The organism is Celeribacter marinus (genome assembly GCF_001308265.1).
Lineage (GTDB): Bacteria > Pseudomonadota > Alphaproteobacteria > Rhodobacterales > Rhodobacteraceae > Celeribacter > Celeribacter marinus.
On sequence record NZ_CP012023.1, the window covers coordinates 17,434 to 32,285 of the forward strand.

16 protein-coding genes are annotated in these 14,852 nt (G+C 56.8%); 7 read left to right on the forward strand and 9 right to left on the reverse strand.

Translation table 11 applies throughout. The features are described 5' to 3' along the window. Positions 1 to 65: 65 nt before the first annotated feature. From IMCC12053_RS00100 to IMCC12053_RS00120, 5 genes are all read right to left on the reverse strand, one after another. Positions 66 to 1,196, reverse strand: coding sequence for an acyltransferase family protein (locus IMCC12053_RS00100; protein WP_082388976.1), 1,131 nt, complete (start codon positions 1,194 to 1,196; stop codon positions 66 to 68). 516 nt (positions 1,197 to 1,712) lie between these two features. Beyond that, positions 1,713 to 2,078, reverse strand: coding sequence for a MarR family EPS-associated transcriptional regulator (locus tag IMCC12053_RS00105; protein WP_062214567.1), 366 nt, complete (start codon positions 2,076 to 2,078; stop codon positions 1,713 to 1,715). A 440-nt stretch (positions 2,079 to 2,518) separates the two neighbouring features. Beyond that, positions 2,519 to 3,616 carry a plasmid partitioning protein RepB C-terminal domain-containing protein gene (locus tag IMCC12053_RS00110; RefSeq protein ID WP_074906457.1) on the reverse strand — a complete coding sequence of 366 codons (1,098 nt, stop codon included), beginning with the start codon at positions 3,614 to 3,616 and terminating at the stop codon, positions 2,519 to 2,521. Between the two features lie 20 nt (positions 3,617 to 3,636). Beyond that, positions 3,637 to 4,518, reverse strand: coding sequence for a ParB N-terminal domain-containing protein (locus IMCC12053_RS00115; RefSeq protein WP_062214569.1), 882 nt, complete (start codon positions 4,516 to 4,518; stop codon positions 3,637 to 3,639). Positions 4,519 to 4,588: 70 nt separating this feature from the next. Beyond that, positions 4,589 to 6,139, reverse strand: a complete 1,551-nt coding sequence (locus tag IMCC12053_RS00120; protein WP_256209978.1) for a recombinase family protein — start codon at positions 6,137 to 6,139, stop codon at positions 4,589 to 4,591. Between the two features lie 217 nt (positions 6,140 to 6,356). On the opposite strand from IMCC12053_RS00120, the gene nusG reads away from it, so the two are divergent. The 3 genes from nusG (at position 6,357) to galU (ending at position 8,800) form a co-directional block, all read left to right on the forward strand. Next, positions 6,357 to 6,869 (forward strand): transcription termination/antitermination protein NusG, encoded by a 513-nt coding sequence (nusG, locus tag IMCC12053_RS00125; RefSeq protein ID WP_062214571.1) that lies wholly within the window; start codon positions 6,357 to 6,359, stop codon positions 6,867 to 6,869. Between the two features lie 42 nt (positions 6,870 to 6,911). After that, positions 6,912 to 7,895, forward strand: a complete 984-nt coding sequence (gene galE / locus IMCC12053_RS00130) for a UDP-glucose 4-epimerase GalE (protein WP_062214573.1) — start codon at positions 6,912 to 6,914, stop codon at positions 7,893 to 7,895. Positions 7,896 to 7,975: 80 nt separating this feature from the next. Beyond that, complete coding sequence (gene galU, locus IMCC12053_RS00135; protein ID WP_062214575.1) at positions 7,976 to 8,800, forward strand: UTP--glucose-1-phosphate uridylyltransferase GalU; 825 nt, start codon at positions 7,976 to 7,978, stop codon at positions 8,798 to 8,800. Positions 8,801 to 8,803: 3 nt separating this feature from the next. Here galU and IMCC12053_RS00140 read toward each other — a convergent pair whose 3' ends face one another. Together IMCC12053_RS00140 and IMCC12053_RS00145 are read right to left on the reverse strand one after the other, a co-directional pair. Further along, entirely contained in the window at positions 8,804 to 9,586 is a 783-nt protein-coding gene (locus IMCC12053_RS00140) for a YdcF family protein (RefSeq protein ID WP_062214577.1), read from the reverse strand. An 11-nt stretch (positions 9,587 to 9,597) separates the two neighbouring features. Continuing rightward, positions 9,598 to 10,356 (reverse strand): glycosyltransferase family 2 protein, encoded by a 759-nt coding sequence (locus IMCC12053_RS00145; RefSeq protein ID WP_062214579.1) that lies wholly within the window; start codon positions 10,354 to 10,356, stop codon positions 9,598 to 9,600. A 161-nt stretch (positions 10,357 to 10,517) separates the two neighbouring features. On the opposite strand from IMCC12053_RS00145, the gene IMCC12053_RS00150 reads away from it, so the two are divergent. Together IMCC12053_RS00150 and IMCC12053_RS15645 are read left to right on the forward strand one after the other, a co-directional pair. Continuing rightward, a complete protein-coding gene (locus tag IMCC12053_RS00150) occupies positions 10,518 to 10,958 on the forward strand; it encodes a hypothetical protein (protein ID WP_062214581.1) in 441 nt (146 codons plus the stop codon). Between the two features lie 72 nt (positions 10,959 to 11,030). After that, positions 11,031 to 11,192 carry a hypothetical protein gene (locus IMCC12053_RS15645; protein ID WP_156320713.1) on the forward strand — a complete coding sequence of 54 codons (162 nt, stop codon included), beginning with the start codon at positions 11,031 to 11,033 and terminating at the stop codon, positions 11,190 to 11,192. 445 nt (positions 11,193 to 11,637) lie between these two features. On the opposite strand, the gene IMCC12053_RS00160 is transcribed toward IMCC12053_RS15645, so the two are convergent. Further along, positions 11,638 to 11,994, reverse strand: coding sequence for a helix-turn-helix domain-containing protein (locus IMCC12053_RS00160; RefSeq protein WP_062214585.1), 357 nt, complete (start codon positions 11,992 to 11,994; stop codon positions 11,638 to 11,640). A 378-nt stretch (positions 11,995 to 12,372) separates the two neighbouring features. After that, positions 12,373 to 12,843 (reverse strand): hypothetical protein, encoded by a 471-nt coding sequence (locus IMCC12053_RS00165; protein ID WP_062214587.1) that lies wholly within the window; start codon positions 12,841 to 12,843, stop codon positions 12,373 to 12,375. Between the two features lie 109 nt (positions 12,844 to 12,952). Here IMCC12053_RS00165 and IMCC12053_RS16250 point away from each other — a divergent pair, with 109 nt between their 5' ends. Together IMCC12053_RS16250 and IMCC12053_RS00170 are read left to right on the forward strand one after the other, a co-directional pair. Beyond that, complete coding sequence (locus IMCC12053_RS16250) at positions 12,953 to 13,114, forward strand: DUF7220 family protein (protein ID WP_439105184.1); 162 nt, start codon at positions 12,953 to 12,955, stop codon at positions 13,112 to 13,114. Between the two features lie 177 nt (positions 13,115 to 13,291). Beyond that, on the forward strand, positions 13,292 to 14,380 hold the full coding sequence (locus IMCC12053_RS00170; RefSeq protein ID WP_169775291.1) for an MraY family glycosyltransferase: 1,089 nt from the start codon (positions 13,292 to 13,294) through the stop codon (positions 14,378 to 14,380). Positions 14,381 to 14,852 lie beyond the last annotated feature (472 nt).

The following is a 14,852-nucleotide window of genomic DNA, read 5'->3' on the forward strand; positions in this document are numbered from 1 at the left end:
CAACGTGCCGGTGTGTCGCATCCGATTTGAAAACGTGCCGAAGGTCGTGCCGATGAAAACAGGAGTTAATCAACTGGGCTCCTTTTTCCAGTATTCGGTAAATGCAAGACACCATACAACCAGTTGCGAACTATCTCGGTTCTAGCTTCGAATAGCTGGTAGGCCAAATAACACGCGATCAAGAGGCTGAATAAAATCAACATAAATACGGAAAAAGAGCTCCAAGTAACAGCTGTGACACGTTGATGATTTGTAAAGTGTACAAAAAGGTGCAGAAGGGGATAGTGAAAAAGATAAGTCGAATACGAGAACCCGGCGAGCGGCATACCAAAGTTGTACAACTTCGCGAACACGCCGTATTGTGGGACCGGCAACGAGGTAATGAAACCAAGAAGTAACGCGAATCCAAATGCAAAGATAATTAGGCCAATTTCAGCAGAGTTCTCACCCAACTGGACAACCTTAAGCGTTCCTTGTGTTCCAAGCTGCGACATCGCTAGGCCGGTTACCGTCAAAATAATGCCATAAATCGCGAAGGTAACTTTTCTCCGCGCGCAGTCGAGCCGAACGGGGTAGATCAGCGCCCCGAATAACCAGGTAAAAATGTAGTATGCGTTGAGTTGCGCAAAGACGATTGCCGTTAGAGACACCACCACAAGTGCTCCTGTCCAGTTCTTTGCCACAACAAGTGGAAGCGTGACCGCGATCACATAGAACCATACCTCGTAGGTCAGGGACCAAAGCGGGCCATTGGATGGAGGAACCGAAAAAAATGTTCCCTGCAATGATATGAAGGACCCGAATGACGACGCTGCAACATCTGAATGGCCAAGCACAATACCTGCAGTCGCAGTGAGTACGATCGCCGGGAGTAGAGGTGTGTAAATCCTTGAGCTCCTGTCAGCAATATACCTCTTCATATTGAAAGTGCCGGCAAAAACCCGGTTAATCATACGCCCGCCTACGAGGTATCCGCTGAGTACAAAGAACGTGATTACAGCTTCATTACCGAGGCGTGTCGCGGAAAAAAACAAAAAGGTGAAAGCGGTTCTGCTCGCATCCTCCAAAGCCGACCACTCGGAAAAAAACTGTCCCCGCAAATGGGCAAGAAGCACCAAAAAAGCTGCGAGGAAGCGCATCCAGTCAAGCCATGGTATATGGTTGGTGGAGGAAGTTGGGGCGGTGTTGGTGCTCATTCGGATGTCCCATCAGAAAAACGCAGAGATGTGCAATCGAATAACTCGGTTATCCAAATTGGTGCAGTCATGCTGTTAATAGCGGCGACGTTTAGTTTCGATCTGACGAGAACCTCCTGATCTGCCACAGTGCAATGCCACAATGGTTGGCATCCTGGTTTGCTGAAGCGGTCCGCTGTGTTTCGATGGAGGAAGCAAAGAAGTGACCATAAACTCTCAGAGGAGACACAAGCCCGAGAAATCCGCCGTCGAAACGCTGAAATCTCACCTTCCGCCTCCGAATGCCCGACAATGCAGACTTTCAACCGCCCCCCCTGAAAAATCTCTGAAACCAGTTATCTGCCGATAGTCCTGAATTGCAACAAGCCCCCTCGCGCGCCCGTCCTCTTGCCTCCCTTGCCTCACATTCAGCGGCACACCTTCCCACAGACACAATACTGGACTCACGAGACAAACCCCTCACAGGATTTGTGCGACAGAGCCCCCTCACTGGAAGAAGTTGCTGACGTTTGCTTCTCAGCGCACTTTTGGCAGGGCTACACGATTGTCATCTATTTCTGCCTGTAGAGCATCAATCTCTGCCTTGAGGGCCACGTATTCTTCCATCTTCCTAGCTAGAAACCGACGCGTGATGGCCGCCTTTTCCGAAATGCCCTTTGCTGTCAGGACATATGCATACCTGCGCTTGTCTTCTGCTGCGGTGAAGTTCCCCAATTTGACGAGGCCTTTGTCGATCAGCGCGCTCAACACGTAGTGGATCCCGCCTACGCTGACACCTACAGCCTCAGCCAAGTCTCGCTGTGACATTTCTGGGTTCTCTTGTAGAAGGCGAAGCACGCGAAAATGCGTGTCCTCCTGCAGCTTGGTGCGCTTGCTAGTCATTTTGTGATTTTCTCAGGCTACCGCACAAGGGCTGCCCGCTGGGCGCCTTGTTAGATGCAGAGGTGATGATAAGAATAGGTTCCACATCGCTCATAACCGAGCGATAGCGGATGCTGCGCGCGCAAACAAGAGGAAATCCAGAGATTCACGAGGTATTCGTCAAAAAAATCGCAGTTGTCGATCTGCGAGCTCAGACGCAAGCGAAGCCTTGCACCAGTGGGAGGCTGCGGCTGGAACTCATGCCCACTACCGCGTTCCAGCCGTTCAACAGAACAGGTTCATAAGTGAACGACCCTTTCAGCACAAGGCCGCATAATGATCTTGGCTGGTCTTCGATCCCGCGCTGGGCATGGCGATAGCTCCTCGACACACGGGAATATGTCGCTTTGAAGTTAGTCACGGCATCAAAGATTTCGCAAGCTCATCCTGAGCCGAGCTCTTCATTCGAGTTGTCCGTCCATGCCTGGGGCCGACACTGCATCGTCGCCATCCTGCGTCGGAGAGGCCTGCGCCGCTGACTCATTCCCGCCTGGCCCTTCCTCTCTCTCAGCCCGTTCCACGGCCTCCTCCATACTGACCGTATTCAGCACCAGGTCGAACTGCTCGAGGATCTCGGACGCATGCCGTGCCACGTAGGACCGGACGGCCTCGTTCTCCATGAGCTTTTTCAGGTAGCCCTTGGCGACAACCAGGTTCAGCAGCTCAGAGCCGTAGTTCTCCTCGGCATGTTTGTACTTTTCCTGCACCTGGCTCATCTCGCGCTCGAGCTTGACGATTTGTTCCAGCGGATCGCCTTTAGGCTGTTCCGGCAGCGGCGGCTTGTAATCGGTGCGCTGTTCCGGCGGTGTTGCTTTCAGGAGGGCATCTGCATGGGCGGCGGTGATCGTATTGGCAGCGATCATCAGTTCGACCGCTTCGACCTGCCGCGTGGCCTTCATCTTGCGCAGATGTCGGGTCACATCCGGCGTGAACTGATGATCCTGCAGCAGTTCTACTGCCTTGGGGCAGATGCCATGCAGAAGGTTAATCCGGCTGTTGATGGTCGAGAGATTCACATTGAACGCCCGTGCGAGGCGTTCCTTGCTGACGCCTTTGTCGATGGCGCGGCGCAGCATGTAATGCTCTTGCACCGTCGAAAGCCGGTTGATCCGGTGGTTGTAGGTGTAGGTCTCAAAATCCTTGGCGATGAGGCACGGCGCTGTGTCCTGGCCCAATTCTTTCAACGCCAGCACCCGCAAGTTGCCATCCAGCAGCAGAAACCCTGCCGCATCCGGGTCCGGCTTGATCACCGATAGCGGTTCGATCAATCCGATTTCCCGGATCGAGGACACGATCTGCTTGAACTTGCGCGTGGTCATGACGCCGTCAGGCACCTTTTTCGAAGGCATCAGCTCTTCCAGTGGGATCTGGAAGGTTTCGAGATCAAACCCGAGGGTCAGGTTCAACGGGGCCTTGGGATAGGGCGCGTCGCTGTCGTCGGTGTCGGTCTGGGGAAAGGCCCCTGGGTAAAGTGGCTTCACGGTGCTGAGGTCATTCATGGGATGTTCCTTTTCGGCTTTCAGGCGGTTTCAATGCGGTCGGCGAGGTATTTCGGCAGGCTGTCGAGACCTTCGGCGCGCAGCAGCGTCACGAAATGCTCATCGGCAAAGAGGCGTTTCAACCCCTGGACCACCAAGAGCAGCTGCTGGTGCGCGTGATCGGCCTTCAGCATCAGTTTGTGCTGGCGTGCGACCTCGCGTTGGTAGGTCTTCACCAGCGAATGCGCCGAGTTCGGCAGCTTCGGGCGATCGCCACCGGTCTTTGGACCCTTTTCGCGGCGCTTTTCGATCAGCCGCTTGGCATCCGTGATCTGGTGACCCTTGAGCTGGCCGGTCTTGTAGGCCTCTTCCAACATGTCACCGAGGTTTTCATCGTCGTGCTTGGCGCGGGCGATCTCGAGGGCGGTGGTCAGCGGGATGGTTCCGTTTTGCACCGCTTCAATCAGGCGCTCTTCTCCCTTTTCCAGCAAGAACACGATGTCCCGGACGTATTTCTCGGAAAGCCCGGTGCGCGTGATGATGTCGTCGATTGTGTAATCCCGCGCGAGCAGGAGCTCGATGTCGGCCAGGATCTCCAGAGGCCTGTGGCCCCGCCGAGCGATGTTTTCGGCAAGCGACATGATGAAGGCGTCCTCATCGGTCACATTGACCACCAGCGCCGGGATATGGCTTTCGCCAAGAAGGCGGAAGGCATTCAGTCGCCCTTCGCCGCAGACCAGCAAATAGGCGGGCGCCCCATCGGCGCCCTCGCGCTCTGTGACGGTGATCGGCTTTTTCAGGCCAATGGAGCGGATGTTTTCGACGATCTCCTCAAAGACCTTCATGTTCCGGTCCCTGGAATTCAGGACCTCGATCCGGTCTATGGGGACGAGCGTGACGCTCTCGGGTGTGTCAGTCATCATGGGATTGGCTTCCTCTTCTGGTGTAATTGTTCATGTTTTGTACTGCCGCCAATTTGCATCGTTCCGACCCTCATCCCCATTTGCGGCGAATGCCGACCCGCTCGGCCATGCCGTAGAAGAAGCCGAGGTCCTCGAACCGGAAAGCCTCGAAGGCGATGCTGGTGCGGTTGCAAAGCCGGATTTCTTGCCGGGGCAGGTCGAGCCAAGGCAGGAGGTAGTAATCGAGCTCGTCACGGTTCTCGGGATCGAGCCGCACCGCCAGCGTGACGTCGGCCTGGTAGCGCATTGGATCAAACCGGATGCGCCAGCGCAGCCGTCCATCGCCCTGCGGCTGGCAACGCGCGAGGACGAGGCTGACGACCATCTCATCGTTGATGGTCAGTAGGTCGGTCTTGGGATCACGTGCTACCGTGCCGCCCACCTCGGCAATCGCCGCCTCGGTCCGCGCAATGATTTCCGGGTGCATCCCACGCAGGCGCTTGTTGAGCGCGATCCGCTCTTGGTCCCGGTCCGAGCGATAGCCAATCATCTCATAGGCCCGAGCGAGCGACCCGAACCGGTTCCGATAGGCCGAGGAGGACGGCATGTCCGGCGTCTGGTCGATCAGCACCCCGGAAAGCTGGCCCGCGTCGGCGTAGAGCCGTTTCAGGTGATCCAGCAGCTCTTCGTCTGACAGGCGGGCAGATCGCGCGGTGATGATCTCCTGCGCGGTCAGGAAAAACTCCAGCGGCACAATCCCCTCAAAGGCGCCTTCCTTGCGCACCCACATGTCGGGCGGGTTTTCCACATGCAGTTTCTTCAGCTTGAAGGAGGAGCGGTTGTAGACGTTGTTGCCGATGTATTTCTCGTTGGTCAGAACCGTGCGCACTGTGCCGGAATTCCATGGCCGGTCCAGATCGGTGGTCACGCCTTCTTCGTTCAGGCGGTCAGCGATCTCGCGGAAGGACAGATCCTCCTCGATCAGCCAGCGATACATCTTGTTGACCCAGGCCACTTCTTCGTCGGGCCCTGGCATCAGAATGACACGGTCCGTCTGCAGCGATTTGTGCTCACCCCGTTTCAGCTCGCCCTTGATCTCGCCGCGCTCGTTCACAAGAACCCGGCGCAAGCCAAACCCGGCCGCGCCGCCCTGGCGAAACCCCAGCTCGATCAGGCGGCATTGGCCCGCGAAGACCTTGACCGAAAGCTCGCGGCTGTATTCCCCGGCCATGGCGCGTTTGACGCCCTTGACGATTGTCGAGACGGGCGAGCCATCATTCTCGAACTGCTCGGCGCAATAGGCGACGTTGATGCCAGCACGCTTGCAGATGTATTCGTAATAGGCGCTCTCGTCCGCGTCCTGGAAGCGGCCCCAGCGGCTGACGTCATAGACCAAGATCACGTTGAAGTCGGCGGCCCCGGATTCCACATCCGCAATCAGCTGCTGCAGGGCGGCGCGCCCGCCGATGGAAAGGCCGCTTTTGCCGTCATCGGCGTAGGTCTTGATGATCTCGATGCCACGCTTGTCGGCATATTCGCGGATCTTGTCGGACTGGTTGTGCGTCGAATACTGCTGGTGCTCCGTCGACATGCGCACATATTGCGCCGCCCGAAACTCGGTAATCTCGCCACTCCCGTCCAACTCAGCCTCCGAACCACGTTTCTGTCGGTCGGACGTTTGCGTGGGTGGGAAAAGGTATCAAGCTGATAGTGCTGGATTATCCCATTATATCAATACTCTGAGCGATACTCGCTCCGCCATCTTCATCAAAATGTCACGTTGCTTCCGGAAAAGCGCACTTGCATCTGTTCAAGTTCGAGCGATATGTGGGGCGAGAGGGTTTTAATGAGGGTGCAAAATGACATTTCACGATCGCGGAACAAGTTGGTTTCTGGCGCAGCTGAAGCCAAACTGCGCCAACATCGCAGACAAGAACCTCAAGCGCCAGGGCTTCCAGACATTCCTGCCTATGGAAGAGGAGACGCGCCAGCGGAACGGCAAGTTCGTAACTGCCATGCGGCCACTGTTCCCTGGTTACATCTTCGTGGCGTTCGATGCGGCCCGCGGGTTTTGGCGCACTGTGAACTCGACCTATGGCATCACCCGGCTGGTGAGCTTCGGCAAAGAGCCGACGGCCGTGCCGCTGGATCTGGTCTCGCAGCTGATGCTGCGCTGTGATGCGAAGGGCAAGTTGCTGCCGCCAAAGCTCCTGAAACCCGGGGATCAGGTGACGCTAACCAAGGGACCGTTTGCCAATTTTGTGGCAGAGGTGGAGAAGATCGCTCCGGATCGGCGCGTCTGGGTCCTGATGGAGCTCATGGGCGGACAGACCCGCGTTGCCGTCGGGGCCGACCAACTTCGGTCCATTTGAAACCAGCCGCTGATACAAACGGGCATTTGAAGGGCAGATCCAATGAAACATGTGTTGGTCACGGGCGGCGCGGGCTATATCGGCTCTCATGCCTGCAAACTGCTGGCGCGGCAGGGCTATATCCCTGTGACTTTCGACAGCCTGGTCACAGGCTGGGCCAGTGCCGTGAAGTTTGGCCCTTTCGTACAGGGTGATCTGTTGCATCGTGACGCGCTGGATGCGGTGTTTGCCAAATACGAGCCCGTCGCGGTGATGCATTTTGCTGCTCTGAGCCAAGTGGGCGAGGCGACACGCGAGCCAGGGCGTTACTGGCGCAATAACGTGCTGGGGTCTCTCAACCTGGTCGAGGCTATGGTGGCGGCGGGCTGCAAGCACATGGTGTTTTCTTCGACCTGCGCCACCTATGGTGACCAAGACGGCGTCGTGCTTGATGAACAGAGCGCCCAGATGCCGCTCAATGCGTACGGCGCCTCAAAACGCGCCGTCGAAGAGATCTTGCGCGACTTCGGCGCGAGTCACGGCATTGAGGCGGTGGTGTTTCGGTATTTCAACGTAGCGGGCGCCGACGTTGAAGCGGAAGTCGGCGAGTGGCACCAGCCAGAAACCCACCTAATCCCGGTGATGATCGAGGCCGCTGCCGGCAAACGGGACGCCCTGACCATCTATGGCACGGATTATCCGACGCCCGACGGCACCTGCGTGCGTGACTATGTCCATGTGATGGATCTGGTCGATGCCCACATCAAGGGTCTCGAATGGCTGCTTGGTGGCAAAGGCAGCCGGGTGTTTAACTTAGGAACAGGCACCGGCTTCTCGGTCAAAGAGGTGATTGCCGAATGTAAAGCAGCGACAGGCCATGACGTCCCACACAGCTTTGGCCCGCGCCGAGCGGGGGATGCGGCGGCGCTGGTTTCCGGCAGCCGGCGCGCGGCCGAAGAATTGGGCTGGGCGCCGGAGCGCTCGACGCTGCAGCACATGATTGCCGATGCCTGGCGCTGGTATCAAACCGGCGGTTATTCTGGGTAGCCCAGGTTTCCGGCATAACTCAACAAAACCACCAATCCTGCATTTTCAAAAAAAGACGACGTTCAGAAAGTCTACCGAATATGAAACCCGTTCGCAAAGCTGTATTTCCCGTAGCCGGTTTCGGCACCCGTTTCTTGCCGGCCACCAAGGCCATGCCGAAAGAGCTGCTGCCGATCGTCGACAAGCCGCTGATCCAATATGCGGCAGAAGAAGCCATCGCGGCGGGGATCGACACGCTGATCTTCGTGACCGGGCGCAACAAGCGGGCCATTGAGGATCACTTCGACAGCAACCAAGAGCTTGAGGCCGCGTTGAGGGCCAAAGGCAAGATCGAACAGGCTGACATGGTGCACAGTATCCTGCCACAGGGCGTCGAATGCATCTTCGTGCGCCAACCGGAACAGTTGGGCCTCGGTCATGCGGTCCTCTGCGCAGAACGCGCCGTGGGCGACGAACCATTCGCCGTTCTGCTTGCAGACGACTTCCTAACCTACGAGGGGGCGGGCGTGACCGCCGATCTCGTCAAGAGCTATCAAGCCTTAGGCCGGACGCAGCTGTCGGTCATGGAGGTCAACGGACCCGACATCTCGAAATACGGTGTGGTGGAGCCCGGCGCCGCCGCTGGCAGCGTTGCGGGCCTGGTCGAGAAGCCCGCCTTCGAGCAGGCGCCGTCAAGCTTGGCTTCAATCGGTCGTTATGTCCTGACGCCTGACATCTTCGAGATTCTGCGTGGCCAAGCGCCCGGCGCGGGCGGCGAAATTCAACTCGCGGATGCCATTAACACCCAAGCCGCCGCTGGTCAGGTGGAAGCCGTCACACTGAATGGCCAGAGGTTCGACTGCGGGTCCGTGAAAGGGTTTCTGCAGGCCATCATGCATGTGGCACAGCGGGATGGGTTGGTTTGAAAGTCAACGACCTAACAGCCGATAGGCCAATCGACCGACCCATTCCTTGATGGCAATGTTCAGAATCTCGAGATTGCCAGAAAGGTTCCAGCCTATCCCGTCACTGAAACTGCCCGTGCGATAGTCAACGGGGTGAGGGATTATGTCGTCCCACCCCGCCGCCTCAAAACTCGCAAGCGCGCGGCCCATGTGAAACGCGCTGGTGACAAGGACCCAGGTTTCGCCAGATGCGGGCGTCGCGACCTCGTAAGAAAACCGTGCGTTTTCTGCTGTGTTGCGCGATTGATCTTCCCATGTGATCCGACCGGGGTCGATGCCCAGAGACACGAAAAAGTCCACCGCAACGCTTGGGATCTCTGGCTGGCCCAGCACGGTGTTGCGCAGGCGGCCACTGCCACCAGAAAACACCAAGCGCGCCTCCGGGTGCGCAATGGCGAGCGCCGCCGCCGCTGTCAGACGCTCGGCGGCTTCATTCAGCTGCGGCTCGCCCCAAACCGCGGTCGCCTTTTGGTCTTCAACGCCGCCCAGCACGACAATGCCGTCGATGTGTGCGGGCGCTGCACGAGGCAGAAACTCCGCCTCCAGCGGGCGCAGCAAAATCTCGCCAATAGGGAAGATGCCAACAGCTAAGAGCGCGGCCAGCGTTGTACCACCACTCCAACGCGCCAAACGCGGGCACGCAAAACGTCCAGCGATCAGGCTCACGACCATGCCAATCACAAGCCAGGTCTCGATCTGCAGGGCCAGCCCGATAAGCTTGGAAAGGATGAAGAAGGCCGTGTCCATCGCGACGCAGATCAGCTGCGCTGCGGGCGCACCAGAAACTGGCCGACCTTCGAGAGGTTCTTCAACGCCAGCGTGTGAAGGCCGCCCACGCGGTTGCGCCGGATCGCCAGCATGTCTTCTTCCATCTTCTGGCGGATCTTTGGCCAGTTGCGATTACTGACACCGCCAACCCGCATTTTATAGAGCACCTCGGGGATATAAACCGACTTGCCTGTCGCCTGCGAAAAGTAACGCAGGATGAAATCGTAATCGGCTGCGATGCGCATGCTCTTGTCATAGCTCCCGAACCGCTCGTAGACCTCGCGACGCAGGTACAGTGTGGGGTGGGCTGGCATCCAGCCGTACTTCAGGCGCCGCGGGTGGAAGGCCCCAGTAGACCAGTGCCGAATGACCCGCGAGGTGTCGGCCTGCGAGACATAGACCAGATCGCTGAACACCGCCTCGACCGCAGGATCTTCAAATGCTGAGGCAATTCGGGCCAGCACCCCGTCATTGGCAAGAAAGTCGTCGCTGTGGATGAAGCCGACCACGTCACCAGTGGCGTTGCGAACGCCCTTGTTCAGGGCGTCGTAGATCCCGTCGTCTGGCTCGCTGATCAGCCGCATCCGGTCGTGACCTGCGCGCTCGATGGCCTCGAGCGTGCCGTCGTCTGACTTGCCTTCAACAACAAGGTGTTCGACATCCGGGTATGTTTGTGCAGCGACGCTGGCAATGGCCTCGCCGACGGTCGCTTCAGAATTGTAAGCAGCAGTAATGACAGAGATTTTCAACGGCGAGGTCTCAACAATAGAATGATTACCACGTCTCTACATCAAACCGTACTCGGGCGAAATGCGAAGATGCAGTCGCAGCAAGGAAAATTCTTGGGGTTTGGCGTGCAAAGTGCCTCAGAAAACGCTATGCGAGGCATCGAGAGGATGGAGACGCACCCATGTCCGAGATAGCCCCGCCGAGGAACCTAACGCCCGGCCTATGCAAAACGATCGAGGCCGAAATGCTTAAGGCCTGTACAGAAGTTGCCGCAAAGCACGGTCTGGTGGCTGAAGGGCTGGGGATGCAGGCCATGGACCTGCGCTGGAACTTCGAGTTCGGCGTGCGCGTCTCTATCCCGCTGCCGGATGGATCAACCCTCGACCCAGAACGGATGTTGTTCGAGACTTTGGCAGAAGAGTTTGGCCTGTCGCCCGGTGACTTCGGTCGGGAATTTTCCACAGGGCGGGAGAGGTTTCGCGTTGCAGGCATCGACCCGCGCCGGCCCAAGTATCCCATCTCGGCAACGCGCATCCCGGACGGGAAGGGCTACAAGTTCACCGCCGAGAACGTGGCACTGCTCCTGAAGGCGGCGAGGAAGGACGTGTCGCCGAAGAGATAACGCGGTGAGAAACTGCTATTCGGGCCGTGTCGGGTCGGGTCGTGGTATGACGTCAATGTCGGAGGACACGTTATGAATAAAGAAAAAAAGCTAGAAATTCAAAAAGCACTGCAAGCCTACACCAAGAAAACCACGAAATCCTCTTCCAAGGCGAAGAAGGCATTGGTTGATGAGGGCATATACCTGAAGGATGGTAAGCTTGCACCTGAGTACAAGGAACCCGCAGCAGCTTAATGGCTCGGCTTCAGACGTCATTCGTATTGGGCATCATGGTTGCACGCTGAGGTCGGAGAGGCGATACTGAGCGGCGCTCCCATGGATGGCAGTGACCGAGAATATGACTGGCTTGGTCTCGGCGTGTATTTCTGGGAATCTGACCCAGTGAGGGCTTGGGAATGGGCTTGCTGGAAGGTTCAAAGAGGCGATTTTACTGACCCATTTGTCGTCGGCGCAGCGATAGACTTAGGAAGGCCCCAACAGACCAGTGCCGAATGACACGCAACGTGTCAACCTGGGCGAAACGCGAAGTTATCGCTTGGTATTTGTTGTGTGAACTTGAAGACGATATTCGGCATGCAGCCGATCTGCCTCAGCTTGAACAGCCGCTCGGCGTTCCGGCTTGAGCGCGTCCAGCTGATCTTTCAGGGTTCGTGGTGTGGATGTCCGCATGTTGGGCACGTCACTGGTCCTGGGCATCAAACAGGTCGTCCATGTCAACCTTCAGCGCGGTGGCCAGCTTCTTCAGGGTGGCGGCAGAACCGGTTTTACGCCCCGCTTCGATGTCGATGATCTGGATGCGGTTGACACCTGACTGGCACGCCAGTTCAGCTTGAGACAACCCGCGGTGTTCGCGCCAAACGGTCAGGGGCGCATCACCGGCCAGTAAGCGATCGACGACAGGGGAGGGGATCAGCTCCTCGGTTCCAGCTTTGATCCGGGCCAAGACGTCGGCTGCACTATTCAGATCAGCCATATCCTCTTCAATCGCCTTGAGGCGGAGGTATTCGTCTTTGGGGATGGTCAACATTTCATTCATTTCGCTCACTCCTTGTAAGCTATGCCGCGCAACTTCATGTCTGAGGAAAAAGTGCAAGCCTTGGCGATCCGAGCTTATGCAATGACATCCTGCCATGGGTTTACTAAGAGTGCGCCTGTCGCTGTTAAATCTGCCAGGTTGGGAGTGACTGCCGTCAGACCATGTTCCAACGCTGTTGCGGCAATCAACGCGTCCCTCTCAGATTTTGGGTCGGGAGGCCGCCTCGATGACCTGTTGCCGTGGAAATTCATGCCGTCGAGATGGGCTGACTGTGCTATCCAGCGACCGCTTGCCTTGCTACGGCATCGTGCGCCTCATCCGTGTCATTTATAAGGTAAGTGGGGCGCAAAATTCTTTTGCAGCTTACTTCCTTGCTCGTTAGCCAAGCGTCTCGAACAATTGACGAGCCTCTTGTTCCTTTTCGGTCATTAGACGTAGGCCAACAACTGCATCGATCCCGAATTTCTCGACACGCCCAAGGAAGTAGTCCCAAGCCTCCAGGTCGGTCGCGAAATCAATCGAACAGGTCCAGTCCCGTGCGTTGTGGCAGATCGTTCCGAGTTTCCAGATGCGCGCCCCTGTTTCACGGGAAATGATGACGTTAACGGCAATCGACTCCCATATGAACAGGCCCGAATTCTTCGAGATCTCGACGTCGGGCGTTACGCCGTTCAGGCAGTTTCTGAGTTTGGTTGTAGGTCCTGTCCCTTTGCCGCCCGGTCGATTGGTTGGTTCTGGCTGCTTTCCCCGTGCCGCGCCAGCCCGTGCAACACTGAAGATAATCCAGGCCCCAGAGGCGACAAGGAGGCCAAAAAAAGTCAACGCGAGGAGTTGGTTCTGGGTAAACATGCTGCCCTCTTTTCCGGGGATCGTTGTGTTTCGTCAAGCGCGAACCAAATGCCTAAAACGTCGATCTCTTCTGTGATTTGATACCACAGGTGGAGTTTTGCTGCAAGGTGTGGACTACGCGTTGGCAGTTGCTACGCAGCTCGCTGTGTTTCCGGCCTTTGGGTTGTGCGTCGGCGTGGCTGAGAACTTCGGCCTTGGGCTGATCTTCGCAGCCGTCTCATTGATCCGTGACTACGCTTTACGTCGCCTATTCAACCGCTGGATTCTATGACAAGGCGCCAACGGTAGGTGGCACTTTGATGTGTTGCAAAAACGTAACGTGGGGGGAGAAGCACCTTGCTACTTTTCGGTGTTTGCGATGTTGTGCCCATGCTCTAGTTGTGTCATTTAGATACTTGTGTCATTTAAATTTTTTAATAACATAAAAATGTTTGAATTGGAGCCGCCCTTGGTTCACGAAGCCACGTTGTATTTCGAGTGGCACGAGTTCGTTTTGGCTGCGCTTGCGTTTGGCCTTTGCGTATTGATTGTGCTTTTACGCTTTCGGTTCCCGCGGCTCAGCGGGCGCACTTTGGACTTGCGGGCGGTTCAATCCATGCACACGCGGCTCACTCCTCGTGTTGGGGGCATTGCGATCTTTTGTGCACTGGGGCTGAGCGTGATCTTTGCTCCCGTTTCAATCTCTGGACCCTATGCCAATTTCGTTTTTGCCACGTCGCTCCTCTTTCTCGTGGGTCTGGCCGAGGACCTAGGGTTCGAAATGTCACCACGCAGGCGCATGTTGGCTGCCATGGGCGCGAGTTTGTTGGCGATCTGGCTTTTGGGGGTCTGGCTACCGCGAACTGGTATTCCCGGACTGGATTTGCTGGTAGCGCACTGGGCGATCGGCGTTCCGCTTACCCTTCTGGTGACGGCATGTATCGCAAACGGCTTCAACCTGATAGATGGGGTGAACGGCCTCGCATCAATGACGGCTATCGCTGCAGCTATTGCCCTGAGCCATATCGCGGAGCTGGCAGGTTACACCACGATGGTCCATCTCGCGATGATGATTGCCGCTGGGATATTCGGATTTTTCCTCCTCAACTATCCCTTTGGCCTGATCTTCCTCGGCGATGCCGGCGCCTACATCATCGGATTTGTGCTGAGTTGGTTTGGGATTTCTGTTCTGCTCAATTCGCCCGATGTCTCGCCTTGGGCCATTTTGCTAACGATGTATTGGCCCGTGGCCGATACATTGCTAGCGATCTATCGACGCTCTCGTAGGGATGCTGACGTCTCCGCACCAGATCGGTTGCACGTGCACCAAATGGTGATGCGCGCTCTGGAAATCTGCATCCTCGGCCGAAACCGCCGCCATATTGCTAACCCACTCACCACACTGGTGTTGTCCCCCTTTGTCATCGCACCGCCGATTGCGGGTGTGCTGCTGTGGAACCAAAATCAGAATGCGTTTCTGGCCGTCGTGATCTTTGGGGTGCTGTTCTTTGCGAGTTATGCGGCAGCGCCCGGTCTGATCCGTCGTTTCCGCCGATAATAACGGGACTGCCTGACGTTTGAACCCCGTTGGCGTAACATTACACTTGGGCCCCAAAACGCCTGAGCGGTGACACGCCGGAGGAAGTCGCAGCCAACCTGGGCGCTCCATTGTTTAACGGGTTCGCTTCCAGAGCCGATTGACTCGATGTTCACTAGAATCCAGCCTCGCATCAATGATTACAATAACTTAGTAGGTAGAGAGGGTTCGCCACCAGACCCATCCCTTCCGCCACTTACACTTGCCGAAACCGATGATGGGCCCTTATGGGGCCCTTTTTTCTTTTGGTTTCAAAGGGGTTTAGCCGTTGCGACCGCCCTTCGGAGACTGGCTAAATAGCCAAAATCTGTCTCTGAACCCGCTTTGTCTCTAACCGACCGCCCTTGGCCTTCAGAAGGGCGCATTCAAAAAGTATAGTATTTTCAATGTTTTGGTGTTTTTGAGGGAGCGCCCTTTTCGAAGTCTCAAGCGG